This is a genomic window from Actinacidiphila epipremni (assembly GCF_012034175.1).
Taxonomy (GTDB): Bacteria; Actinomycetota; Actinomycetes; order Streptomycetales; family Streptomycetaceae; genus Actinacidiphila; species Actinacidiphila epipremni.
The window spans coordinates 1-23,919 of sequence record NZ_JAATEJ010000006.1 but is presented as its reverse complement, the minus strand read 5'-3'; the positions used below and the strand labels follow the sequence as shown (position 1 = coordinate 23,919).

General features: G+C 73.7%; 18 protein-coding genes. 12 read left to right on the top strand and 6 right to left on the bottom strand.

Annotation, left to right across the window (positions count from 1 at the left end):
* The first annotated feature begins 106 nt into the window (after positions 1–106).
* Positions 107–1,159 (top strand): LacI family DNA-binding transcriptional regulator, encoded by a 1,053-nt coding sequence (locus HCN08_RS10105; protein ID WP_167982630.1) that lies wholly within the window; start codon positions 107–109, stop codon positions 1,157–1,159.
* A 117-nt stretch (positions 1,160–1,276) separates the two neighbouring features.
* Here HCN08_RS10105 and HCN08_RS10100 read toward each other — a convergent pair whose 3' ends face one another.
* The 4 genes from HCN08_RS10100 to HCN08_RS10085 form a co-directional block, all read right to left on the bottom strand.
* Positions 1,277–2,041: a 4'-phosphopantetheinyl transferase family protein gene (locus HCN08_RS10100; RefSeq protein ID WP_167982629.1), complete on the bottom strand. Its 765-nt coding sequence runs from the start codon at positions 2,039–2,041 to the stop codon at positions 1,277–1,279.
* Positions 2,038–2,904 (bottom strand): metallophosphoesterase family protein, encoded by an 867-nt coding sequence (locus tag HCN08_RS10095; protein ID WP_167982628.1) that lies wholly within the window; start codon positions 2,902–2,904, stop codon positions 2,038–2,040. Before HCN08_RS10095 ends, HCN08_RS10100 begins: the two co-directional genes overlap by 4 nt.
* Positions 2,905–3,038: 134 nt before the next feature.
* Positions 3,039–4,229 carry a thiolase family protein gene (locus tag HCN08_RS10090; RefSeq protein ID WP_167982627.1) on the bottom strand — a complete coding sequence of 397 codons (1,191 nt, stop codon included), beginning with the start codon at positions 4,227–4,229 and terminating at the stop codon, positions 3,039–3,041.
* Positions 4,230–4,247: 18 nt separating this feature from the next.
* A complete protein-coding gene (locus HCN08_RS10085; RefSeq protein WP_167982626.1) occupies positions 4,248–4,739 on the bottom strand; it encodes a MarR family winged helix-turn-helix transcriptional regulator in 492 nt (163 codons plus the stop codon).
* 60 nt (positions 4,740–4,799) lie between these two features.
* Here HCN08_RS10085 and HCN08_RS10080 point away from each other — a divergent pair, with 60 nt between their 5' ends.
* Positions 4,800–5,255, top strand: a complete 456-nt coding sequence (locus tag HCN08_RS10080) for a VOC family protein (RefSeq protein ID WP_167982625.1) — start codon at positions 4,800–4,802, stop codon at positions 5,253–5,255.
* A gap of 35 nt (positions 5,256–5,290) precedes the next feature.
* On the opposite strand, the gene HCN08_RS10075 is transcribed toward HCN08_RS10080, so the two are convergent.
* On the bottom strand, positions 5,291–6,286 hold the full coding sequence (locus HCN08_RS10075; RefSeq protein WP_167982624.1) for a tellurite resistance/C4-dicarboxylate transporter family protein: 996 nt from the start codon (positions 6,284–6,286) through the stop codon (positions 5,291–5,293).
* A gap of 162 nt (positions 6,287–6,448) precedes the next feature.
* Here HCN08_RS10075 and HCN08_RS10070 point away from each other — a divergent pair, with 162 nt between their 5' ends.
* The 4 genes from HCN08_RS10070 (at position 6,449) to narI (ending at position 13,306) form a co-directional block, all read left to right on the top strand.
* Positions 6,449–10,168 (top strand): nitrate reductase subunit alpha, encoded by a 3,720-nt coding sequence (locus HCN08_RS10070; RefSeq protein ID WP_167982623.1) that lies wholly within the window; start codon positions 6,449–6,451, stop codon positions 10,166–10,168.
* Entirely contained in the window at positions 10,168–11,856 is a 1,689-nt protein-coding gene (gene narH / locus HCN08_RS10065) for a nitrate reductase subunit beta (protein ID WP_167982622.1), read from the top strand. The genes HCN08_RS10070 and narH overlap by 1 nt, the downstream gene beginning before the upstream one ends.
* Before the next feature lie 68 nt (positions 11,857–11,924).
* The gene (narJ, locus tag HCN08_RS10060) at positions 11,925–12,590 is read left to right on the top strand and encodes a nitrate reductase molybdenum cofactor assembly chaperone (RefSeq protein WP_167982855.1); all 666 of its coding nucleotides are present in this window, start codon (positions 11,925–11,927) and stop codon (positions 12,588–12,590) included.
* Positions 12,587–13,306: a respiratory nitrate reductase subunit gamma gene (gene narI / locus HCN08_RS10055; RefSeq protein WP_167982621.1), complete on the top strand. Its 720-nt coding sequence runs from the start codon at positions 12,587–12,589 to the stop codon at positions 13,304–13,306. Before narJ ends, narI begins: the two co-directional genes overlap by 4 nt.
* 13 nt (positions 13,307–13,319) lie before the next feature.
* On the opposite strand, the gene HCN08_RS10050 is transcribed toward narI, so the two are convergent.
* Complete coding sequence (locus HCN08_RS10050) at positions 13,320–13,730, bottom strand: RNA-binding S4 domain-containing protein (protein WP_167982620.1); 411 nt, start codon at positions 13,728–13,730, stop codon at positions 13,320–13,322.
* A gap of 138 nt (positions 13,731–13,868) precedes the next feature.
* Between HCN08_RS10050 and HCN08_RS10045 the strand changes: the two genes are divergently transcribed.
* The 6 genes from HCN08_RS10045 to HCN08_RS10020 all read left to right on the top strand — a co-directional run bounded on the left by HCN08_RS10045 (position 13,869) and on the right by HCN08_RS10020 (position 23,816).
* Positions 13,869–14,783, top strand: coding sequence for a LysR family transcriptional regulator (locus HCN08_RS10045; RefSeq protein ID WP_322974362.1), 915 nt, complete (start codon positions 13,869–13,871; stop codon positions 14,781–14,783).
* 192 nt (positions 14,784–14,975) lie between these two features.
* Positions 14,976–16,247, top strand: coding sequence for an EfeM/EfeO family lipoprotein (locus HCN08_RS10040; protein WP_322974361.1), 1,272 nt, complete (start codon positions 14,976–14,978; stop codon positions 16,245–16,247).
* On the top strand, positions 16,244–17,497 hold the full coding sequence (gene efeB, locus HCN08_RS10035; protein ID WP_167982618.1) for an iron uptake transporter deferrochelatase/peroxidase subunit: 1,254 nt from the start codon (positions 16,244–16,246) through the stop codon (positions 17,495–17,497). The genes HCN08_RS10040 and efeB overlap by 4 nt, the downstream gene beginning before the upstream one ends.
* 266 nt (positions 17,498–17,763) lie before the next feature.
* A complete protein-coding gene (locus HCN08_RS10030; RefSeq protein ID WP_240969984.1) occupies positions 17,764–19,683 on the top strand; it encodes an alkaline phosphatase family protein in 1,920 nt (639 codons plus the stop codon).
* 226 nt (positions 19,684–19,909) lie between these two features.
* Positions 19,910–20,608, top strand: a complete 699-nt coding sequence (locus HCN08_RS10025; protein ID WP_167982616.1) for a maleylpyruvate isomerase family mycothiol-dependent enzyme — start codon at positions 19,910–19,912, stop codon at positions 20,606–20,608.
* A gap of 577 nt (positions 20,609–21,185) precedes the next feature.
* Entirely contained in the window at positions 21,186–23,816 is a 2,631-nt protein-coding gene (locus tag HCN08_RS10020; RefSeq protein WP_407648727.1) for a discoidin domain-containing protein, read from the top strand.
* The last annotated feature ends 103 nt before the right edge of the window (positions 23,817–23,919 follow it).

Sequence of the window (23,919 nt, the reverse complement as noted above, 5' to 3'; positions counted from 1 at the left end):
GGCCTGTGGGGGGTCGTCGCACCCCGCTCCTGTATGTCCCCCGGCCCCGCTGTGGCCTGCACCGAAGGCCGGAGAGCGCTCTCCGCCGCATGGTATAACTGCACCCATGACGAGCAGCCGTCCGCCGGGGCCGCGCCAGCCCACTCTGGAAGACGTCGCGCGGTCCGCGGGGGTGTCGCGCGCGACGGTCTCCCGCGTGGTCAACGGCACGCGCAACGTGGACCCGGAGATCCAGCGGATCGTCCAGGAGGCGGTCGAGGCGACCGGCTATGTGCCCAACCGGGCGGCCAGGACGCTGGTGACCCGGCGCACCGACTCGATCGCCCTGGTCTTCTCCGTCCCCGCGCACCGCACCCGCGACGACCCGTTCCTCGGCCAGGTCTTCAGCGACCCGTTCTTCGGCCGGGTGGTCGGCGGGCTGCTGACGGTGCTGCGGCCACGCGGGGTGCACCCGGTGCTGATGCTCGCCGACTCCGAGGACGCCCGGCACGCGCTGGTGGCCAACCTGCGCCAGGAGCACATCGACGGGGTGGCGCTGGTGTCGATAGCGCCGGGCGACTCGCTGCCGTTCCTGCTGACCGAGGCGGGGCTGCCGACCGTGCTGTTCGCCCGGCCGTCGACGGCGATCCCGATCAGCTACGTGGACGTGGCGCAGCAGGCGGGCGCGAAGCTCGCCGCCGAGCGGCTGCTGGCGCGCGGCTGCCGGCGGATCACCACGATCGCCGGCCCCTTCGACTCGCCGGCCGGGCAGGACCGGCTGGCCGGTTTCCGGGAGGCGATGGCCGAGCACGGGCACGCGTACGTGCCGAGCGTCGAGGGCAGCTTCACGCAGGTGGGCGGGGAGCGGGCGATGCGCGAGCTGCTGGAGTGCCATCCCGACACCGACGGGGTCTTCGTCGCCAACGACCTGATGGCGCAAGGGGCGTTGCACGTCCTGCGGGAGCAGGGGCGGCGGGTGCCGGAGGACGTCGCGGTGATCGGCTTCGACGACAGCAGCGCGGCCCAGGCGTCCCGGCCGCTGCTGACGACGGTGCGCCAGCCGGTGGAGGACATGGCGGCGGAGATGGCCCGGCTGCTGCTGGCGCTGATCGACGACCCGTCGCAGGACATCCGCTCGGTGATCTTCAAGACCACGCTGGTGGAGCGCGAGTCGGCCTGAGGCCCGGCCGCCGCGGGGCCGGTCTCCCGCGCGCGGCGTCCTGCGCCGGTCGTACGCGGCCGGTCGGTGCGCCGGCCGTAAGCGGCCCGCCGTACGTGACCGGTGGTCAGCCGGTCCTCAGCCGGTGGCCGCGGTGGTGCCGGGGTCGGCGGGGGCGGACGCGCCGGGGACGGCCGCCCGGGGGCTGCCGGCGGCGGTGCGTGCCGGGACGGCGATCGCGGTGACGAGCAGGCCGTCGCGCACGGCCCAGCGGCCGGTGAAGACGTCGGGGCCGACGCCGTCGGCGAGCAGCGGCCCGGGGATCAGCAGCCGGGCGGTGTAGCCGCCGCGGTCGGCGGCGTCCGGGTCGGCGGTGAAGAGCAGCTCGGCCTCGTGGAAGCCGAGCATGCGGTGGTGGTAGGGATACCACGCCTTGTAGACGGTCTCCTTGGCGCTGAAGAGCAGCCGGTCCCAGTGCACCTGGGGAGCGCTCTCCATGAGTCCGGCGAGCGCGGCGCGTTCGGCGTCGGTGGCGGTGACGGCGTCCAGCACGCCCTCGGGGAGCACGTCGTGCGGTTCCGCGTCGATGCCGAGCGCGAGGATGTCGGTCCTGCGGGCGACGGCCGCGGCGCGGTAGCGGTCGCAGTGGGTGATGCTGCCGACGACGCCGTCCGGCCACTGCGGGGCGCCGCGGTGGGCGTCGCGCAGGATCGGGCCCGGCGGCAGGCCGAGCCGGGCCAGGGCGTCCCGGGCGCAGGCGCGGCCGGCGGTGTACTCGCGCTGCCGCTTGGCGACGGCGCGGGCGACGGCGGCGGTCTCCTCGGGGTGCAGCGGCGCGAAGTCCAGCTCGTCGCCGTAGGCGGCGCGGTGGAACACGCCCTCGGGCAGCACGAGTTCGATCACCGGTGGGCCTCCTGCCGGCCGCGGGCGAGGATCCGGCGCGGGCCCGAGGGGCCGTTCGGGCGGCGGCCCCATTCGCGGGGGTAGCCGAGCGAGACCTCGGTGAAGCGGACGCCGTCGCGCCAGATGACCCGGGGGATGTGCAGATGGCCGTAGACGACCTCGGTGGCGCGGTAGCGGGTGTGCCAGTCCTCGGTCAGCTCGGTGCCGCACCACAGGGCGAACTCGGGGTAGTGCAGGATCTGGGTGGGCTCGCGGTGCAGCGGCCAGTGGTTGGCGAGCAGCGTGGGCAGGGCCGGGTCGAGGGCGTCGAGGCGGCGGGCGGTCTCGGCGACCCGGGCGCGGCACCAGTCGTCGCGGGCCGGCAGCGGGTCGGGGTGCAGGAACATCTCGTCGGTGCAGACGACGCCCGCCTCGCGGGCCCGGGAGAGCGCTTCCTCCTTGGTACGGGCGCCGGGGACGCCGTCGCGCCAGCTGTAGTCGTACAGCAGGAACATCGGGACGACGGCGACCGGTCCCTGCGGGCCCTCCCACAGCGGGTACGGGTCCTCGGGTGTGATGACGCCCAACTTCCGCGCCTCGTCGACGAGATGGCGGTAGCGGCGTTCGCCGCGCAGCTGGACCGGGTCGTCGGGCGGGGTCCACAGCTCGTGGTTGCCGGGCAGCCAGATGACGGTGGAGAAGTGCCGGGTGAGGGTGCCCAGCGCCCACAGGATGTCGGTGGAGCGCTCTCCCACGTCTCCGGCGACGAGCAGCCAGTCGTCCTCGTGCTCGGGCCGGAGGGCTTCCACGATCAGCCGGTTGGCCTGGTATCCGACGTGCAGGTCGCTGATCGCCAGCAGGTGCGCCCCGTCAGGGCTTGTCATGGCGACTCCGCCCGTCGAGGTGTCCGTAACAGCACAGACCCGATTCTCCCAGACCGGTGCCCCGCGGCCAACCCCTACCGATCATGCAAGGGTCGGCGGCCGGCGGACGCCCGGGGTGCCGGCCGGGCGCCGGTTCAGTCGCGGTCGACGAGCACCGCGCTGCCCTGCCCGACGCCGACGCACATGGTGGCAAGTCCCCGGCGGGCGCCGGTGCGGCGCATCCGGTGCAGCAGCGTGGTGAGGATGCGGGCGCCCGACGCGCCCAGCGGGTGCCCGAGCGCGATGGCGCCGCCGTCGGGGTTGACCAGTTCCGGGTCGAGGCCCAACTCCCGTACGCAGGCCACTGCTTGCGCGGCGAACGCCTCGTTGACCTCGATCGCGTCCAGGCCGTCGGTCGCCCGGCCGAGCCGGGCCAGCGCCCTGCGGGTCGCCGGGACCGGACCCATGCCCATCACGTCGGGGTGGACACCCGCGCTCGCGCCCGCCGCATACCGGCCGAGCGGTTCCAGGCCGAGGTCGTGCAGCGCGTCGTCGCTGACGAGCAGCAGCGCCGCCGCGCCGTCGTTCATCGGCGAGGAGTTGCCGGCGGTGACGGTGCCGCCGGCGCGGAAGGCGGGGGCGAGGGCGGCGAGCTTGCCGGCGTCGGTGTCCTCGCGGACGCACTCGTCGCGGGTGAACTCCGCCCCGCCGGGCAGCGGCACGGGCAGGATCTCGGCGTCGAGGTGCCCGGCCGCGCGGGCCGCCGCGGCGGCGCGGTGCGAGCGCAGCGCGAAGGCGTCCTGGTCCTCGCGGCTGATGCCGTACCGGGCGGCGACCTCCTCGGCGGTCTCGCCCATGGCCAGCACGCCGTGCAGGTCGCGCATGGCCGGGTTGGTGAGCCGCCAGCCGAGCCGGGTGTCGTACGTCTGGAGGGTGCGCGGAAGGGCCTCGTCCGGGCGGGGCAGCACGAAGGGGGCGCGGCTCATGGACTCCGAGCCGCCGGCGAGCACGATGTCGGCCTCGCCCGCGGCGATGGCGCGGGCGGCGCCGGTGACGGCCTCCATGCCGGAGGCGCACAGCCGGTTGACGGTGACGCCGGGCACGCTGTCGGGCAGTCCGGCCAGCAGCGCGGCCATGCGGGCGACGTTGCGGTTGTCCTCGCCGGCCTGGTTGGCGGCGCCCCAGTAGACGTCGTCGATACGGGCCGGGTCCAGGCCCGGCAGGTCGGCGAGCAGGCCGCGGACGGCGGTGGCCGCCAGGTCGTCGGGCCGTACGCCGGAGAGGCCGCCGCGCAGCCGCCCGATCGGGGTGCGGCGGGCGGCGACGAAGTGGATGGCGGGTCGCATGCCCACAAACTAGCAGCGCTAGTCGAGGGGTGGGCCCTGCCGGGCCGTCAGCGGCGTGAAGACGCGCAGCAGCAGCGCGTGCAGCGTGGCGCGTTCGGCCGGCGACAGCGGGGCCAGCAGTTCGGCCTGCACCTCCTGCGCCCGGCCGACCTGCGCGGCGAGGGCGGCGCGGCCGGCCGGGGTCGCGGTGACCCGCACCCGGCGGCGGTCGGCGGGGTCGCGGGTGCGGGTGACGTGGCCCGCGGCGGTGAGGTCGTCGAGGACCTTGACCATGTCGCTGGGGTCGATGGACAGCCGCTCGGCGAGCGCGCGCTGGGCGTGCGGGCCGAAGTCCGCGAGGGCGGCGAGCACCGCCATGTGCCACAGCCGCAGGTCCTCCTCCGCCAGCCGGGCCGCGAGCCGGCCGCGGGCCGCCTTGCCGGTCCTGGACAGCAGATAGGCGGTCAGGGCGGTGAGCGTGGGCGGGGTGGAGGTCGGGGTCGCCGGTGCGGGCGTCGGGTCCGGGGCCATAGGGCATATTGTAGGCTCGCACCAATAATAGGTCCGCACCCATGAATTTCGGAGGTCGCGATGGACGCGCTCCATCCCCGCCTGCTCGTCGGCGACTTCGGCGCAGCCTTCCGCTTCTACGACGCCGTGCTCCCCGGGCTGGTCGGCGCGAGGCTCGCCCGCGGCACGGCGGACGGCCCGTACGCGAGCTGGGACGTGGGCGACCAGGGCGTCCTCGCCCTGATCCGCCGGGACGCCATGGCCGCGCTCGCCCCGGCCCCGGAGACGGGAAGCCCCGCCACCCCCACCGGCACCGGCAGCAGCCACGGCACCAGCACCGGCACCAGCACCCCCGCCGCCGACCGCGGCATGCTCGTCAGCCGCGTCCCGGACGTCGCCGCCGGCTACGAGCTGTGCCTGCGCCACGGCGCCGCCCCCGTCGCGGGCCCGGCCGACCGCCCCGAGTGGGGCCCCACGATGCGTACGGCCCACGTACGCGACCCGGAGGGCACCCTGTGGGAGCTCCAGTCGTACTGACGCCCCCGAGGGTCCGCGCCGGACCCCCGCAAAGCTCAGGCGCTCCCCGCCGCCCCACGCCGCCGCCCGCCCGCCACCCGCGCGGTGAAGCCCGCGGCGACGTACAGCCAGGCCGCCACCGCGATCCACAGCAGCACACTGCCGAGCCCGTGCAGCCAGCGGACCCGGGCGGCCTGCGCGGCGGTCAGCGAGGCGACCGCGCTCATGCCCAGCGGGAAGACCGTCGACCAGCGCCGCAGGTCGTAGCGCGGCCGGGGGCGGACCACCTCGCAGACGGCCAGCACCGCGTACCACGCCATGTCGAGCCCCAGCAGGACGAGCGTGAAGTCCCGCAGCACGCCGTGCCCCGAGCCGGTCCACAGCGGTGAGGCGGTGAGCTTGGCGGCGGCCAGCGCGGAGATCGCCAGCGCCCCGGCGGCGATCCACTGGTCGCCGTGCCCGGTGAGCACCTGGCGGAAGTCGAAGCGCAGCAGCGCCTCGACGTAGAGGAGCACCCCGAGCAGGCACACCACGAGCGCCGCCCAGGCCAGCCAGTCGCCCTGCCCGGCGAGCGCGAGGGTCGCGGCGAGCACGGCGAGGGCTTCGGTGGCCACGCAGACCAGGAAGGCGGCGCCCGGCTCGGGGCGCCTGAAGTGCCGCAGCACCGACAGCAGCAGCCACGGCCAGGCCAGGGCGCTGAGCGCCAGCAGCGCCAGCGCGGTGCGCTGCGAGCCGAACAGCGACAGCCGGGTGCCGAGTACGCAGGTCGCGGCGACCGCGGTGAGCGCGGGCGGGTTGGCGGAGGCCGCGACCCAGCCGGCCCGGTCGGTCAGCAGCCGCACCGCGAAGGCGACCGCGAGCAGCACCCACAGCGCGGCGGCGACGCCCAGGGCGATGCCCGACAGCACGGCGCGGCCGGTCAGGTGCAGCCCCACCGACACGATGCCGGTGGCCATGACGGCGGCCCCGGCCCCGGGCGGCACGGTGGCGAGCCATCCGAGGGCACGCGCGCCGGACAGCGCCTCGAAGGAACGGGCCCGGGATGTGGTCATCCCGGCATCGAAGCACGCCCCCGCCCCCGGCACGCCGAACCCCCGGCGCCGCGCGCCGCGCGCCCCGCCGAACGGTGGACGCCCGGCATGTCGGCGCCCGCGGGCCGCGCCCGGTTCCGCCCTTTTGCTAGCTTCCGAAGTCGTCGCCCGGGAAGGAACACCATGCGCGGCACATCCAAGGACACCGTCCCGCACGGCGGCAGCGCACCCCGGGAGGCCGGTGCCGCCCTGCTCGCCGCGGGGAAGTTCCTGCGGCGCGGCGAGACCGCCGCCGACCTGCACAGCGAGCACATCGAGGGCGGCCGGGACAGCGACCGCTTCTACCGGGACCGCTGGAGCCACGACTCGGTCGTCAACTCCACGCACGGCGTCAACTGCACCGGCTCGTGCCGCTGGAAGGTGTACGTCAAGGACGGCATCATCACCTGGGAGACGCAGGCCACCGACTACCCGACCGTCGGCCCGGACCGCCCCGAGTACGAGCCGCGCGGCTGCCCGCGCGGCGCCGCCTTCTCCTGGTACACCTACTCCCCCACCCGGATCCGCTACCCGTATGTGCGCGGGGTGCTGCTGGAGCTGTACCGCGAGGCGAAGGAGCGGCTCGGCGATCCGGTGCTGGCGTGGGCGGACCTCCAGGCGGACCCGCAGCGGCGCCGCCGCTACCAGCAGGCGCGCGGCAAGGGCGGGCTGGTGCGGGCGAGTTGGGACGAGGCGGTGGAGATCGTCGCCGCCGCGCATGTGCACACGATCAAGGAGCACGGCCCGGACCGGATCGCGGGCTTCTCGCCGATCCCGGCGATGTCGATGGTCTCGCACACCGCCGGGGCCCGCTTCATGTCGCTGATCGGCGCGCCGATGCTGTCGTTCTACGACTGGTACGCCGACCTGCCGGTGGCCTCGCCGCAGGTCTTCGGCGACCAGACGGACGTCCCGGAGTCCGGGGACTGGTGGGACGCGGCGTATCTGGTGATGTGGGGCTCGAACGTGCCGGTGACCCGCACCCCGGACGCGCACTGGATGGCCGAGGCCCGCTACCGGGGACAGAAGGTCGTGGTGGTCTCCCCCGACTACGCCGACAACACCAAGTTCGCCGACGAGTGGCTGCACCCGCATCCGGGGACGGACGCGGCGCTGGCGATCGGCATGGGGCACGTGGTGCTGCGGGAGTTCTTCGTCGAGCGGCAGGTGCCGTTCTTCACCGACTACGTGCGCCGCTACACCGATCTGCCGTTCCTGGTGACGCTCGCCGAGCGCGACGGCGCCTATGTGCCGGCGAAGTTCCTGCGCGCGGCGGACCTGGGCGGCGCGCACGCCGCGCAGGAAGCGGCGCAGTGGAAGACCGCGGTGTGGGACGAGGCGAGCGGCGGGCCGGCCGTGCCCGGCGGCTCGGTGGGTTTCCGGTGGGCCGAGTCGGGCAAGGGGCGGTGGAATCTGGACCTGGGCGCGATCAGCCCGGCTTTGACGCTGCTGGACGTGCCGGGCGCGCACCCGGCGCAGGTGCTGCTGCCGCGCTTCGACACCGAGGGCGGGCCGCACGGCCAGGGTCGCGGCGAGGTGGTGCGGCGCGGTGTCCCGGCGGTGCGGCTGCCGGGCGGGCAGCTGGTCACCACCGTCTTCGACCTGCTGCTGGCGCAGTACGGCGTGGGCCGCGGCGGCCTGCCCGGCAAGTGGCCGGCCGGGTACGACGACGCGGACTGCCCCGGCACACCGGGCTGGCAGCAGAGCCTGACGTCGGTGCCGGCGGCGGCGTGCGTGCGGATCGCCCGGGAGTTCGCGCGGACGGCGGAGCGCTCGCGGGGGCGCTGCATGATCCTGATGGGCGCGGGCACCAACCACTGGTTCCACTCCGAGACGATCTACCGGGCCTTCCTGGCGCTGCTGCAACTGACCGGGTGCCAGGGCCGCAACGGCGGCGGCTGGGCGCATTACGTGGGGCAGGAGAAGTGCCGCCCGCAGACCGGGTGGGCCGCGCTCGCGGGGGCGCTGGACTGGGCACGGCCGCCGCGGCAGATGATCGGGACGGCGTACTGGTTCCTGCACACCGACCAGTGGCGCTACGACCACTTCCGGGCCGATGTGCTGGCCTCGCCGCTGGGCGAGGGCCGGTTCGACGGGATGACCGGCGCGGACTGCCTGGCGTACGCGGCCCGCGCCGGGTGGATGCCCTCCTACCCGACCTTCGACCGCAATCCGCTGGAACTGGCCGAGGGCGACGACCCGGTGGCGGCGGCGGTCGCCGAACTGCGGGCGGGCACGCTGAAGTTCGCCTGCGAGGACCCGGACGCCCCGGCCAACTGGCCGCGGGTGCTGACGCTGTGGCGGGCGAACCTGCTGGGCTCGTCGGCGAAGGGCGCGGAGTATTTCACCCGGCATCTGCTGGGCACGCACCACTCGCTGAACGCCGCGCAGGCGCCGCCCGAGGTGCGTCCGCGGGACGTGGTGTGGCACGAGCGGGCGCCGGAGGGGAAGCTGGACCTGCTGGTGTCGCTGGACTTCCGGATGACGTCCTCGACGCTGCTGTCGGACGTGACGCTGCCGGCGGCGACCTGGTACGAGAAGCACGACCTGTCCAGCACCGACATGCACCCGTACGTGCACGCGTTCTCGCCGGCGATCGACCCGCCGTGGCAGGCGCGCACCGACTTCGACACGTTCCTGGCCGTCGCCCGGCGGTTCAGCGAGCTGGCGGTGGAGCACCTGGGCACCCGGCGCGACCTGGTGGCGACGGCACTGCAGCACGACACGCCCGGCGAGACCGCGCAGCCCGGCGGGGTCGCGGCGGACTGGCGGCGCGGCGAGTGCGCGCCGGTGCCGGGCGTGACGATGCCGGCCCTGGCGGTGGTGGAGCGGGACTACACCGCGGTGGGCGCGAAGATGGCGGCGCTCGGCCCGCTGGTGGAGCGGCTGGGCCTGCCAGCCAAGGGCGTGACGCTGCGGCCGGACGCGGAGGTGGAGAGCCTGCGGATGCTCAACGGCTCGGCGGCGGACGGGCCGGCCAGGGGGCGCCCGCTGCTGGACACCGCGGTGAAGGCGGCGAACGCGATCCTGGCGCTGTCGGGCACGACCAACGGGCGGCTCGCGGTGCAGGGGCTGCGCACGCTGGAGGCGCGCACCGGGCGGGAGTTGGCGCATCTGGCGGCCGACAGCGAGTCGCGGCGCATCACGTACGCCGACACGCAGCGGGCGCCGGAGCCGGTGATCACCTCGGCGGAGTGGTCGGGCAGCGAGTCCGGCGGGCGCCGCTACAGCCCGTTCACGCAGAACGTCGAGCAGCTCAAGCCGTGGCACACCCTGACCGGGCGGCAGCAGTTCTTCGTCGACCACGACTGGATGCACGAGGTCGGCGAGGCGCTGCCGGTCTACCGGCCGCCGCTGGACATGCACCGGCTGTTCGGCGAGCCGGCGCTCGGCGCGGACGGGCAGCGGGAGGTCACCGTGCGCTATCTGACACCGCACAACAAGTGGTCCATCCACTCGGAGTACCAGGACAACCTGTTCATGCTGTCGCTGTCGCGCGGCGGGCAGGTGATCTGGCTGGCGCCGCAGGACGCGGCGGCGATCGGGGTGCGCGACAACGACTGGATCGAGGCGGTCAACCGCAACGGGGTGGTCGCGGCGCGCGCGGTGGTCTCGCACCGCATGCCGGCCGGCACGGTCTACATGCACCACGCGCAGGAGCGGACGGTGGCCGTGCCGCGCGCGCAGGCCACCGGGCGGCGCGGCGGCGTCCACAACTCGCTGACCCGGCTGATCCTCAAGCCCAGCCATCTCATCGGCGGCTACGCCCAGTTGACGTGGGGCTTCAACTACCTGGGGCCGACCGGCAACCAGCGCGACGAGGTCACCGTGATCCGCCGCCGCACGACGGAGGTGACGTACTGATGCGGGTGATGGCGCAGGTCGCGATGGTGATGAACCTCGACAAGTGCATCGGCTGCCATACGTGCTCGGTCACCTGCAAGCAGACGTGGACCAACCGCACCGGCATGGAGTACGTGTGGTTCAACAACGTCGAGACCCGCCCCGGGCAGGGCTATCCGCGGCGCTGGCAGGACCAGGAGCGGTGGCGCGGCGGCTGGCGGCTCAACCGGCGGGGCGCGCTGACGCTGCGGGCCGGCAGCCGGCTGGCGCGGATGGCGAGCATCTTCGCCAACCCGGTGCTGCCCGGCATCAAGGACTACTACGAGCCGTGGACGTACGACTACCGCAACCTGGTGAACGCGCCGCTCGGTGACGACTACCCGGTGGCGGCGCCGCGTTCGCTCATCACGGGCCGGCCGATGGCGATCGAGTGGAGCGCCAACTGGGACGACGACCTCGGCGGCAGCGTCGAGCACAAGGCGGCCGACCCGCTGCTGGGCGGTGCGGGGGCGCGGGCGCGGGAGATCGCCGAGAAGGTGCGCTTCACCTTCGAGGAGACCTTCATGTTCTACCTGCCGCGGATCTGCGAGCACTGCCTGAACCCGTCGTGCGTCGCCTCCTGCCCGTCGGGGGCGATCTACAAGCGCGAGGAGGACGGCATCGTCCTGGTCGACCAGGACCGCTGCCGCGGCTGGCGGCAGTGCGTGACGGCCTGCCCGTACAAGAAGGTCTACTTCAACCACCGCACCGGCAAGGCGGAGAAGTGCACCTTCTGCTATCCGCGGGTGGAGGTGGGGCTGCCGACGGTGTGCTCGGAGACGTGCGTGGGGCGGCTGCGCTATCTCGGGGTGATGCTCTACGACGCGGAGCGGGTGGCGGCGGCGGCCTCGGTGCCCGACGACCAGGGGCTGTACGAGGCGCAGTTGGGGGTGTTCCTGGACCCGCAGGACCCGGCGGTGCGGGCGGCGGCCGAGCGCGACGGCATCCCGCGGGACTGGATCGAGGCGGCGCTCCGCTCGCCGGTGCACGCGCTGATCAGCCGCTACCGGGTGGCGCTGCCGCTGCACCCGGAGTTCAGGACGCTGCCGATGGTCTGGTACGTGCCGCCGCTGTCGCCGGTGGTGGAGGCGCTGACGGAGACCGGCTTCGACGGTGAGGACGCCGGGAATCTGTTCGGCGCGATCGACGCGCTGCGGATCCCGGTGGAGTACCTGGCGGGGCTGTTCACCGCGGGCGACCCGGGGCCGGTGCGGGCGAGCCTGGACAAGCTGGCGGCGATGCGCTCCCACATGCGGGCGGTCAACCTCGGTGACGCCGGCGGCGGCGAGACGTCGCAGGCCGCGCGGGCGGTCGGGATGAGCGGGCGCGAGGTCGAGGAGATGTACCGGCTGCTGGCGCTCGCGAAGTACGAGGAGCGGTACGTCATCCCGACCGCGGCCATCGGCGAGGCGCACGGCCTGGAGGAGTCGGTGGTGCAGGGCTGCTCGCTGGACGCCGAGGGCGGCCCGGGGATGGGCGGCGACGTGCACGCGGCGGGCCCGTTCGGCGAGGACTCCGGGCGCCGGCGGCTGCCGCTGGTGAGCCTGGAGAGCTTCCACGTCCTGCGCCGCCGGCAGACCGCCGACGACGAGGGCGCGGTGTCGGCGGCGTCCCCCACCAGCGGCCCGTACCGCTCCGACACCGCGGGCGACGACCGGGCGGAGCGGTGAGCGCGGTGGGCCGGCCGTGGCGCGGGCGGCGGGAGCGGCCGGGAACGGCGGACGGCGGCGCGGGACCGGTGCCGTACCGGACGGCGGTGGTCCTCCAGGCGGCGGCGCGGCTGCTGGGCTGGCCGGACCGGGAGCTGCGGGACGAGCTGGGGACGGTGCGGGCGGCGCTGCGGGAGGGCGGCGCGGACGGGCCGGGCGCGCTGCTGCTGCCGCTCGCCGCGCACCTGGCGGAGGGCGAGCCGGGCGCGCTGGAGGCGGATTACGTGCGGACCTTCGACTTCGCCAGCCGGCACTGCCTGCACCTGACGTGGTGGACCGACGGCGACACCCGGCGGCGCGGCGAGGCGCTGCTGCGCTTCCAAAACGCCTACCGGGCGCGCGGCTTCGCGGTGCGCGGCGGTGAACTGCCGGACTTCCTGCCGGTGGTGCTGGAGTTCTGCGCCGGCACCCGCGACGACACGCTGCTGCGGGCGCACCGCCCGGCGCTGGAGCTGCTGCGGCTGGCGCTCGCCGAGAGCGGCTCGCCGTACGCGGCGGTGCCGGCGGCGGTGTGCGCGGCGCTGCCGGGCGCCTCGCCCGCGGACCGGGCGCAGGCGCTGGCCATGGCCCGCGGCGGGCCGCCGCGCGAGGACGTCGGGCTCGCGCCGTACGGGCATCTGCGGCTGCTGCCGCTGCTCGCGCCCGATGCCGGACAACGACCCCGCGGACCGCGGGAGACGGAGCTGCGCCGATGAGGATCCTGCTGTGGGGCGCGCTGCCCTATGTCGCCTTCGCCCTGCTGGTCAGCGGCCTGGTCTGGCGGCACCGCTACGACCGGTTCGGCTGGACGACGCGCTCCTCGGAGATCTACGAGTCGCGGCTGCTGCGCCTCGCCTCACCGGTCTTCCACTACGGGATCCTGTTCGTGCTGGCCGGCCATCTGCTGGGTCTGTTCGTGCCGGCGTCGTGGACCGACGCGATCGGGGTGCGCGAGCGCGCGTACAACCTGCTGTCGCTGATCGGCGGGACGCTCGCGGGGGCGCTGGCGATCGCCGGGATCGCGCTGCTGGTCTACCGGCGGCGCACCAACGCGCCGGTGCTGCTGGCCACCACCCGCAACGACAAGGCGATGTACGTGCTGCTGGTCGGCTCGATCGCGCTGGGGATGTACGCCAAGCTCTCGCACGCGAGCTTCGGGCACGGCTACGACTACCGCGGCACCATCGCGGTGTGGGCGCGCAGCCTGTTCCGGCTGGATCCGCGCACCGACCTGATGGCGGGCGCGCCGGTGGCCTTCCAGGTGCACGCGGTCGTCGGGATGGTGCTGATCGCGGCGGTGCCGTACACGCGCCTGGTGCATATGTTCAGCGCGCCGCTGCCGTACTTCTTCCGCCCCTACCTCGTCTACCGCAGCCGCGGGCCGCTCCAGGAGCGACCGCAGCCGCGCGGCTGGGAGCGCATCGGGGCGTGAGGGCCCTCGGGCCTTAGCCGCGCCGGGGCCGGCCGCTCAGGCCGTGCAGCCGCTCCAGTTCGCGCCGGTCGCGCTTGGTGGGGCGGCCGGCGCCGCGGTCGCGCACGCCCATGGCGAGGGCGTCCTCGCGCGGCGGCGGGGGCGGGCTGTTGTCGACGAAGCACTCGGCGGCGACGGCGGCGCCGACCCGCTTGGTCAGCACCTTCGACACCACGACGACGCGCTCGCGCCCGGCGTGGTGCAGCCGCACCTCGTCGCCGGGCCGCACCGCCTGCGCGGGCTTGGCGCGCTCGCCGTTGACCCGCACATGGCCCGCCCGGCAGGCGGTGGCGGCCAGCGAGCGGGTCTTGGTCAGGCGTACGCACCAGATCCAGCTGTCGACCCGTACGCTCCCGGTGGTGCTCTCCTGTGCAGCGGCTGCCATGCCTGCGAGCCTAACGCGGCCGGTGGCCCGGCACACCGGCGTTTTCCCCGGCGGGGGCGGGTTTCACCGCCGGGCCCGGCGGCAAGATGATCAACGTCGTTCCCCTCGGCGACCGTCAGTACGATTTACGACGCACGGGTGGACGGGAGGCCGGCGGTGGAGCGGTACGAGATCGAGGCGTTCCTGGCGCTGGCCGAGGAGCTGCACTTCGGGCGGACCGCGGTGCGGCTGCGGATCACGACCGCGCGGGTCAGCCAGATCATCGGCAAGCTGGAGCGGCGGGTGGGCGCGCCGCTGTTCGAGCGCACCAGCCGCACGGTGGCGCTCACCCCGATCGGGCGGCGGCTGCACGAGGAGCTGCGGCCGGCGTTCGAGCGGGTGGAGGCGGCGTTCGCCGGGGCGGTCGCGGCCGGGCGCGGGGTGGGCGGGCGGCTGCGGGTGGGCTTCGTCGGGGCGGCGGCCGGGCAGCTGCTGGTGCGGGCGACCGACCGCTTCTCGGCCCGGCACCCGGAGTGCGAGGTGGACATCCACGAGGTGCAGATGGGCGAGGCGCTGGAGCGGCTGCGGGCCGACCGGCTGGATGTGCTGATCGCCTGCCTGCCGCTGTCGGGCGCGGACCTGGCGAACGGCCCGGTGCTGCTGTCGGAGCCGCGGATGCTGGCGGTGCCGGCCGGGCACGAGCTCGCGGCCCGTACGTCGGTGTCGGTGGAGGACCTGGCGCGCACCGAGCTGCTGCGGGCGCCGTGCTCGCTGCCCGACCACTGGCGCGAGCCGGGTTCGCCGCGGCTGACGCCGGCCGGGCGGCCGATCCCGGTGGGGCGCAGCGCGGCGACCTTCCAGGAGATCCTGACGCTGGTGGGCGCGGGGCTGGGGGTGTTCCCGGTGGGGGCGCACGCGGTGCGGTTCCACGCCCGGCCGGACGTGGCGTTCGTGCCGTTCCACGACACGCCGCCACTGGAGTGGGGTCCGGTGTGGCGGGCGTCCCGGGCGACCGCGCGGGTGCGGGCCTTCGCGGAGTCCGCGGCCGACACCGCGCGTACCGCGATGCCCTGAGGGCACGCCTTTCCGGCCCCGCGGAGGGCCCGGCAGCGGCCGGAAAACCGAGGTAAGGCTTCCCTTAGGTGGCCGGTCGGTGAACTGGTGCGGAATTGTGGATTCCCTGCCGCCGGCAGCCACATGGCCGCCCCACGCCGTGCTTAGAGTGAGCCGCACCCCGATCACATGCACGGAAACTGGAGGTCAGGTGTGTCCGCCGAACCTGACGGCATAGAACCGCCGCAGCCGCCCCCGTCCCCCTCCGGCCCGCGGGTCCGGTTCAGCCGGCGGTGGCAGGCGGGCGCCGCCGCCGTCGCGGTCGCGGCGGCCGTCACCGCGACCGTCCTGGTCGCCGGCTCCGGCGGGTCGTCCCGGCACGGCGCCGCGAGCGCGGCTGGCACGCCGGACGACGGGCTGCCGCACACCGCGATCGAGGTCTCCACCGGAACCTGCGGGCGCGGCTGGACAAAGCCGCGGCCCGGCCGGCAGGTGTTCGACCTGCACAACATCTCCGCCACCGCCTCCGAGGTCTACCTCGACGACCCGCGCACCGGGAAGATCTACGGCGAGGTCGACGGCCTCGCGCCGGGCACCTCGCGCCCGCTGACGGTGGACCTGGGCAGCGGCTCGTACGCCTTCAAGTGCCTGGAGAACGACGCCGACGCGGTGACCGGGCCGACCGTGGTGGTCGCCGGCGACGTCCCGCAGGGCCCGGCCGCGGCGCCGGTCAACCAGCACGACCTCATCCCGCCCACGCTGGCGTACCAGAAGTGGGTCGGGCAGCGTATCGGCGACCTCGCGGCCGGCACCGCGAAGCTGAAGGCGGACATCGACCACGGCGACCTGGCCGCAGCCCGCACCGACTGGCTGACGGCCCATCTGGTCTACGAGCGGATGGGCGCCGCCTACGACACCTTCGGCGACGCCGACGGCGCGATCAACGGCACCGCCGCCCGTACGCCGGGCGCGGTCGACGACCCCGGCTTCACCGGCTTCCACCGCATCGAGTACGGCCTGTGGCACGGGCAGTCCGCGGCGGCGCTGCGCGCGCCGGCCGCCGCGCTCGACGCCGCGGTGCGCGAGCTGCAGGGCGGCTGGTCGCAGCAGCGGATGGATCCGGCGGCGATGGGCCTGCGCGCCCACGAGATCATCGAGAACGCCGAGCAGTTCGAGCTGACCGCCCGCACCGACTACGGCAGCGGCACCAACCTGGCCACCGCGAGCGCCAACATCGACGGTACCCGGGCGATCCTGGTCCAGCTGCGTTCACTGCTGGTGCCCCGCTACCCGGACGTGGCCGCGCTCGACGCCGCCCTGGACCGCGCGCAGGCCGACCTCGCCGCGCAGCACCACGGCGCGGCCTGGACGCCGGTGGACAAGCTCACGCAGGCCCAACGCGAGCGGATCAACGCCGACTTCGGCGATCTGCTGGAACGACTCGCCCCGGTGGCGACGATCTTCGAAGTACGGAGGACGGCATGACCGACACCCAGCACGGCGGCGACCTGGCGCGGCGCGGCTTCCTGCGCAGCGCGGCCATCGGCGTGGGCGCGGTCGGCGCGGTGGCCGGCGGCGCGACCGCCCTCGCGGGGTCCTCGGCCGCCGCGGCCACCCCCAGCGCCTCCGCCGCGCCGAAGGCGGCCCCCTTCCACGGGGTGCACCAGGCGGGCATCATCGAGGACGTCCAGCCCTCGACCGCCTTCCTGTCCTTCGACGTCACCGCCACCGACAAGCGCGAGCTGACCGAGCTGCTGCGCACGATCACCGACCGGGCGCGCTTCCTGACCGCGGGCGGCACGCCCACCCCGCTGGGCATCACCGACACCCTCGCCGACAGCGGCACGCTGGGCCCGCAGGTGCCCGGCGACGGGCTGACGGTGACGGTCGGGGCCGGCGCGTCGCTGTTCGACGAGCGGTTCGGGCTCGCCGCCCGCAAGCCGCTGCGGCTGTCGGCGATGCCCGCCTTCGACGACGACGACCTGGACCCGGCGTGGTGCCACGGCGACCTCAGCCTCCAGCTGAGCGCCCCGCACACCGACACCGTGCTGCACGCGCTGCGCGACATCGCCCGCGCCACCCGCGGCGGGATGCAGGTGCGCTGGCGGATGGACGGCTTCAACAGCCCGCCGCGCCCGAGCGGCACACCGCGCAACCACATGGGCTTCAAGGACGGCACCGCCAACCCCGACGCCGGCGACCCCGAGGTCGCCGACCGCCTGGTGTGGGTGGGCGCGGGCGGCGAACCGGCCTGGACGGCGGGCGGCTCGTACCAGGTGGTGCGGCTGATCCGGATGCTGGTGGAGTTCTGGGACCGGGTCTCCCTCATGGAGCAGGAGCGGATGTTCGGCCGCCGCCGCGACACCGGCGCGCCGCTGGACGGCGGCAAGGAGTTCGACACGCCGAAGTTCGCCGAGGACCCGACCGGCGACGTCATCCCGCTGGACGCGCACATCCGGCTGGCGAACCCGCGCACGCCCAAGACCGACGACTCGCGCCTGCTGCGCCGCGGCTACAACTACGACCGCGGCATGGACAGCGACGGCAACCTCGACATGGGGCTGATCTTCGTCTGCTACCAGCAGGACCTGGAGCGGCAGTTCGCCGCGGTGCAGCAACGCCTGGCCGGCGAGCCGCTGGTGGACTACATCTCGCCCTTCGGCGGCGGCTACTTCTTCGCGCTGCCGGGCGTGCGGGACCGCTCCGACTGGCTGGGGCGCTCGCTGCTGGCCTGACGCCGGCGCGCCGCGTACGCGGGAGGCGGCCCGGGTGGGCCGAGCGGTCGGGTAAAGGGGTGGTCAAGTTTCCCCAAGGATTTACTGACCCGCTGTTCACCCGGGCGCCACCACCGGGCCGTTGTCATGTCGCGGATCGACCGGACGATCTCGTTCGACACCGTGCACGAATCCACAGCGGCACGCGTAAAGCGCCACGTAGCGGAGGCTGAGTAAGCATGAGCACCACAGGCCGTACGAGCAGGAGACGAGGGGCGGGTTCACGTATGCGCCCGGCGGCCCGCTGGGCCGCGTTCGCGGGAGCCGCGGCGCTCGTCCTGGCGGGTGGTACCTCGCCCGCGTTCGCCGACTCCAGCGACCACGGCAAGGGCGGCGGCTCGACGGCCACGCCGATCAAGCACCTGGTCGTGATCTTCGACGAGAACATCTCGTTCGACCACTACTTCGGCACGTACCCGGTGGCCGCCAACACCGACGGCACGAAGTTCACCGCGGCCAAGAACACGCCGAAGGACATCGACACCCTCAGCCACGCGGGCCTGCTGAAGAACAACCCCAACCAGTACCCGCCCAAGCGGCTGGGCCCGTCGCAGGCCGTGACCTGCGACCAGAACCACAACTACGGCCCCGAGCAGTACGCGGCCAACGGCGGCAAGGCCGACGCGTACGTCCAGAACACCGAGACCAGCACCTGCTCCGGCGGCCTGTTCGGCGAGCCGGGCCTGGTCATGGACTACTACGACGGCAACACCGTGCCGGCGCTGTGGAACTACGCCCAGCACTACTCGCTCGGCGACAACTCGTACAGCACCACCTACGGGCCCTCGACCCCGGGCGCGCTGAACCTGATCTCCGGCCAGACGCACGGCGTGGTCTCGGTCGACCCGGCCTCGGGCACCGAGAACCCGCAGCAGACCGCGACGCCCGACCCGTACACGGTGATCTCGCCGGACGCCAAGGGTGTCGGCACGGTCATCAACGACCCCGACCCGGCCTACGACGACTGCTCGGACAGCAGCCACACCAGCAAGAACGCGCTGGCCAAGCTGCAGGGCAAGAACGTCGGCGACCTGCTCAACAAGCAGGGCGTGACGTGGGGCTGGTTCCAGGGCGGCTTCCGGCCCTCCACCCCGTGGGACGGTAAGCAGGGCGACTACGCCAACTGCCAGGGCAGCACCCACACCAACGTGGGCGGCGCGTCCTCGGTGGACTACAGCCCGCACCACTCGCCGTTCCAGTACTACAAGTCGACGTCGAACCCGCACCACCTCGCGCCGAAGAACACCGCCGAGATCGGCCACAACGGCCAGGCCAACCACAACTACGACCTGACCGACTTCGACGCCGCGGTCAAGGCGGGCAACCTGCCGGCGGTCAGCTTCCTGAAGGCCGCGGAGTACCAGGACGGCCACGCCGCCTACTCCGACCCGACGGACGAGCAGAACTTCCTGATCAAGGAGATCAACGAGCTCCAGCAGTCGCCGCAGTGGAAGGACACCGCGGTCGTCATCTCCTACGACGACTCCGACGGCTGGTACGACCACGCGTACGCCAAGCCGCAGAACGGCTCGAAGGACACCACGGTCGGCTCCAACGGCAAGGCCACCGACAGCCCGGCCTGCCAGGCGGGCCCGAAGTCGGCCGGCGGCTACTCCGACCGCTGCGGCCCGGGCACCCGGCAGCCGCTGCTGGTGATCTCGCCCTACAGCAAGGTCAACTCGGTCGACCACACCCGCACCGAGCAGACCTCGATCACCCGGTTCATCGAGGACAACTGGCACACCGGCCGGGTCGGTGACGCCTCCTTCGACGCCCGCGCCAACTCGCTGAACGGCGCCTTCGACTTCGCGCACCCGAACAACAAGCAGGTGCTGCTCAACGCCGACGGCTCGGTGAAGTCGGTCAAGCCGATCAGCACCGGCGGCGGCAACGGCAACGGCGGCGGCAACGGCACCGGGGGCAACGGCGGTAACGGCGGCAACGGCAACGGCGGTGCGAACGGCGGCGGCCACGGCAACGGCGGCAGCAACGGCCAGGGCAACGACACCTCCACCCAGACCCTCGCGGAAACCGGTGGCAGCTCCCCGGTCCTGCCGCTGGGCATCACCGCCGGTGTCCTGCTGGTCGGCGGCGGCGCGCTCTACTACGCCCGCAAGCACCGCCGCCGGGGCGGCGCGGCGGCCTGACACCGCCTGAGCGGCTGATCCGGCCGGCACGGCCGGCCAGGCCGACGAGGTGAACAGCGGAACCGGCACCCCCTGACCCCGGTTCCTTCCGCAAGGCCGTCCCGGCACCGCCGGGACGGCCTTCGCGCGCTCGCCGCCCCCGACCCGCGGCGCCCCCCTGCGGCAGCCGGGTGGCGGCGCCGCGTCGCCGCCGGGCGGGGCGGCGGGGCGGGCGTAGGGTCGCGGCATGGAGACCGCCGGATACCTGCCCGCGCTGCGCCGCGAGACCGCCGCCTTCCGCGGCTGCCTGCTGGGCGGGGACCTGGGCGCGCCGGTCGAGCACTGCGGCTCCTGGACGCTGTACGAGCTGGCCGGGCACCTGGGCGCCGGGCACCGCACCGCGGTGAGCGCGGTCACCGCCCGCCGGCCGGCGCACCGCTCCCTCGCGCCGCCGCGCGAACCGGCGGCGCTGCTGCGCTGGTTCGACGAGCGCAGCGCGGCGGTGCTGGACGTGCTGGACGCCGACCCGGCCGGCCCCGCGTGGACCTTCCACCCGCCGCGGACGGTGGGCTTCTGGCAGCGCCGCCGCTGCCTGGAGACGCTGGTGCACCGCTGGGACGCCCAGCACGCGCTGGGCGCGGACCCCACCGCCTTCGACCCCGAGCTCGCCGCGGACGGCGTCGCCGAGGTGCTGGACACCCTCGCGCCGCGCCAGGTCGCGGTGGGCCGGGCGGCGGCGCCGCGGCACGCGGTGGGCTTCGAGGCGACCGACACCGGCGGCAGCTGGACGTACGGCCCGGGCGCGCCGCAGGCCGCGGTGGGCGGCCGGGCCGAGGACCTGCTGCTCATGCTGTGGGGGCGGCTGCCGGCCGACGCGCCCGGCCTGGTGTGGAAGGGCGACCGGCGGGCGGCGGACGCGGTGCTGCGCGGGCCGCTCGTTCCCTGAGCGTCCCTTCTCCGCCGTCCCACGGCTCCCGGCCGTTCGCCGTCGCTCGCCGGTATTCGGCCGGACTTCCGCCGGCCGTTCGCCGGCCGTTCGCCGGCCGTTCGCCGGTCTTTCGGGGCCAAAGGCAGCAGAAGGGGAGGCGCCGCTTCCGCGTTCACCATCTGAAGGCTTTTCACCCCTCCCCCGCCGTCCGGGCCTTGTCCGACCGAGGTGCGGCAAGGGCGGCGAGCGTGCCGGACGCCGAACACCCTGCGCGATACGCGCTGGTCAACGCGTCAAGTTCAAGCCCTGTCGCAAGTTACGGGCCATTTGCCGGACTTGTTGGGGCTTCACCTCTTCGCGGTCCCGGCTTTGTGCACAAGTCTTGACATGGATGAAACACAGGGAGAAACATCGCCGTGTGTGCCGGGAGAGCGCTCTCATCTCCACCGGGTTTCCCCGGCGGGAGCGCTCACGTACCCACACCGGGACGGCACCTGATCCACCGTCAAGACCGCGCGCACCGGCGTAGTCGTCGTTGCCGCCGGTCTTGATGCGCACCCTCTGCCCCCCACGTGTGGAACCAGGAGAGTTGCCCATGCTCGCTCCCCCCACCGGCCCGACCGCACTGAGATCCGCGGTGCTGTCGAACCGGCGCAAGACCGCCGCGGCGGTGATCACGGCGCTGATCGCCTCACTGCTGCTCTTCGTCCCCATGCGCTCCGCCCACGCGGCCGACACCCTGCTCTCGCAGGGCAAGACCGCCACCGCCTCGTCGACCGAGAACGCCGGCACCCCGGCGTCCGCGGCCGTCGACGGCAACACCGGCACCCGCTGGTCCTCGGCGGCCAGCGACCCGCAGTGGCTCCAGGTCGACCTCGGCGCCACCGACACCATCACCTCGGTCACCCTCAACTGGGAGACCGCGTACGCCAAGGCGTTCAAGATCCAGACCTCGGCCGACGGCTCGAACTGGACGGACATCTACTCCACGACGACCGCGACCGGTGGCATACAGAACCTCACCGTAAACGGTTCCGGGCGTTATGTCCGGGTCTACGGGACGACCCGTGCCACGCAGTACGGCTACTCCCTGTGGGAGTTCCAGGTCTTCGGCAGCACCGGCGGCGGTACCGGCCCGGGCGCGGGCACCCTGCTCTCGCAGGGCAAGACCGCGACCGCGTCCTCGACCGAGAACGCCGGCACCCCGGCGTCCGCGGCGGTGGACGGCAACACCGGCACCCGCTGGTCCTCGGCGGCCAGTGACCCGCAGTGGCTGCAGGTCGACCTCGGCGCCACCGACACCATCACGTCGGTCACCCTGAACTGGGAGACCGCGTACGGCAAGGCGTTCAAGATCCAGACGTCGAACGACGGCAGCAACTGGACCGACATCTACTCCACCACCACCGGCACCGGCGGCGTGCAGAACCTGAACGTCTCCGGCAGCGGCCGGTACGTGCGGGTGTACGGCACCGTCCGGGCCACCGGCTACGGCTACTCGCTGTGGGAGTTCCAGGTCTTCGGCACCGCGGGCGGCGGCACCACCACTCCGCCGACCACCCCGCCGACCGACCCGGGCGGCCCGATCCAGGGCGGCGGCGACCTCGGCCCCAACGTCAAGGTCTTCGACCCCTCCACCCCGAACCTCCAGGGGCAGCTGGACCAGATCTTCCAGCAGCAGGAGAGCAACCAGTTCGGTGACGCCCGCTACCAGGTGTTCTTCAAGCCGGGCACCTACAACGGGCTCAACGACCAGGTCGGCTTCTACACCTCGGTCTCGGGCCTGGGCAAGAACCCCGACGACGTCCAGATCAACGGCGACATCACCGTGGACGCCGGCTGGTTCAACGGCAACGCGACGCAGAACTTCTGGCGCTCGGTGGAGAACCTGGCCGTCAAGCCGGTCAACGGCACCGACCGCTGGGCCGTCGCGCAGGCCGCGCCGTTCCGCCGTATCCACGTCGAGGGCGGCCTGAACCTGGCGCCGGCGAGCTACGGCTGGGCGTCGGGCGGCTACATCGCCGACAGCAAGATCGACGGCACCGTCGGCCCGTACTCGCAGCAGCAGTGGTACACCCGCGACAGCTCCATCCAGGGCTGGACCAACGGCGTGTGGAACATGGTCTTCTCGGGTGTCCAGGGCGCTCCGGCGCAGGGCTTCCCGAACCCGGTCTACACGACGCTGAACACCACGCCCGAGTCGCGTGAGAAGCCGTACATGTACCTGGACGGCAACAACTACTCGGTCTTCGTGCCGAACCTGCGCACGAACGTCAGCGGCGTGTCGTGGCCCAACACCCCGGGCACGTCCCTCCCGCTGAGCCAGTTCTACGTGGCCCACCCCGGTGACACCGCGGCGCACATCAACGCCGCGCTCGCCCAGGGCCTGAACCTGCTGCTCACGCCGGGCATCTACCACGTGGACCAGCCGATCAACGTGACCCGCGCCAACACCGTGGTGCTGGGCCTGGGTTACGCCACGGTCGTGCCGGACAACGGCGTGGACGCGGTGAAGGTCGCCGACGTCGACGGCGTGCGGCTGGCCGGCTTCCTGATCGACGCCGGTACCGGCAACTCCGCGCAGCTGCTCCAGGTGGGCGCCCCCGGCTCGTCCGCGAGCCACGCCGCGAACCCGACCACGATCCAGGACGTCTTCGCCCGGATCGGCGGCGCGGGCCCCGGCAAGGCGGACACCGCGTTCGAGATCAACAGCAACGACGTGATCATCGACCACACGTGGCTGTGGCGCGCCGACCACGGCGCGGGCGTGGGCTGGACGACCAACCCGTCCAACATCGGCCTGAAGGTGAACGGCAACAACGTGCTGGCCACCGGTCTGTTCGTGGAGCACTTCGAGAAGTACGACGTCGAGTGGCACGGCCAGAACGGCAAGACGATCTTCTTCCAGAACGAGATCGCCTACGACCCGCCGAACCAGGCCGCGATCCAGAACGGCAGTATCCGCGGGTACGCCGCCTACAAGGTCGACGACAACGTCACCACCCACGAGGGCTGGGGACTGGGCAGCTACTGCAACTTCACCGCGGACCCGACGATCATCCAGGACCACGGTTTCGAGGCCCCGACCACGGCGGGCGTGAAGTTCCACGACCTGTTGGTGGTGTCGCTCGGTGGCATGGGCCAATACGCCCACGTCATCAACAACACCGGTCCGGGCACCTCGGGCACCAGCACGGTGCCGTCGACGGTGACCTCGTACCCGTAAAGCGCCGGGCTCCGGCCCGGACGCCTGAACGGTCGCGACAACCGGGGCCGCCGCCTCGTCACCACGGGGCGGCGGCCCTTCCGCGTACCCGGCGGGCCGGGCG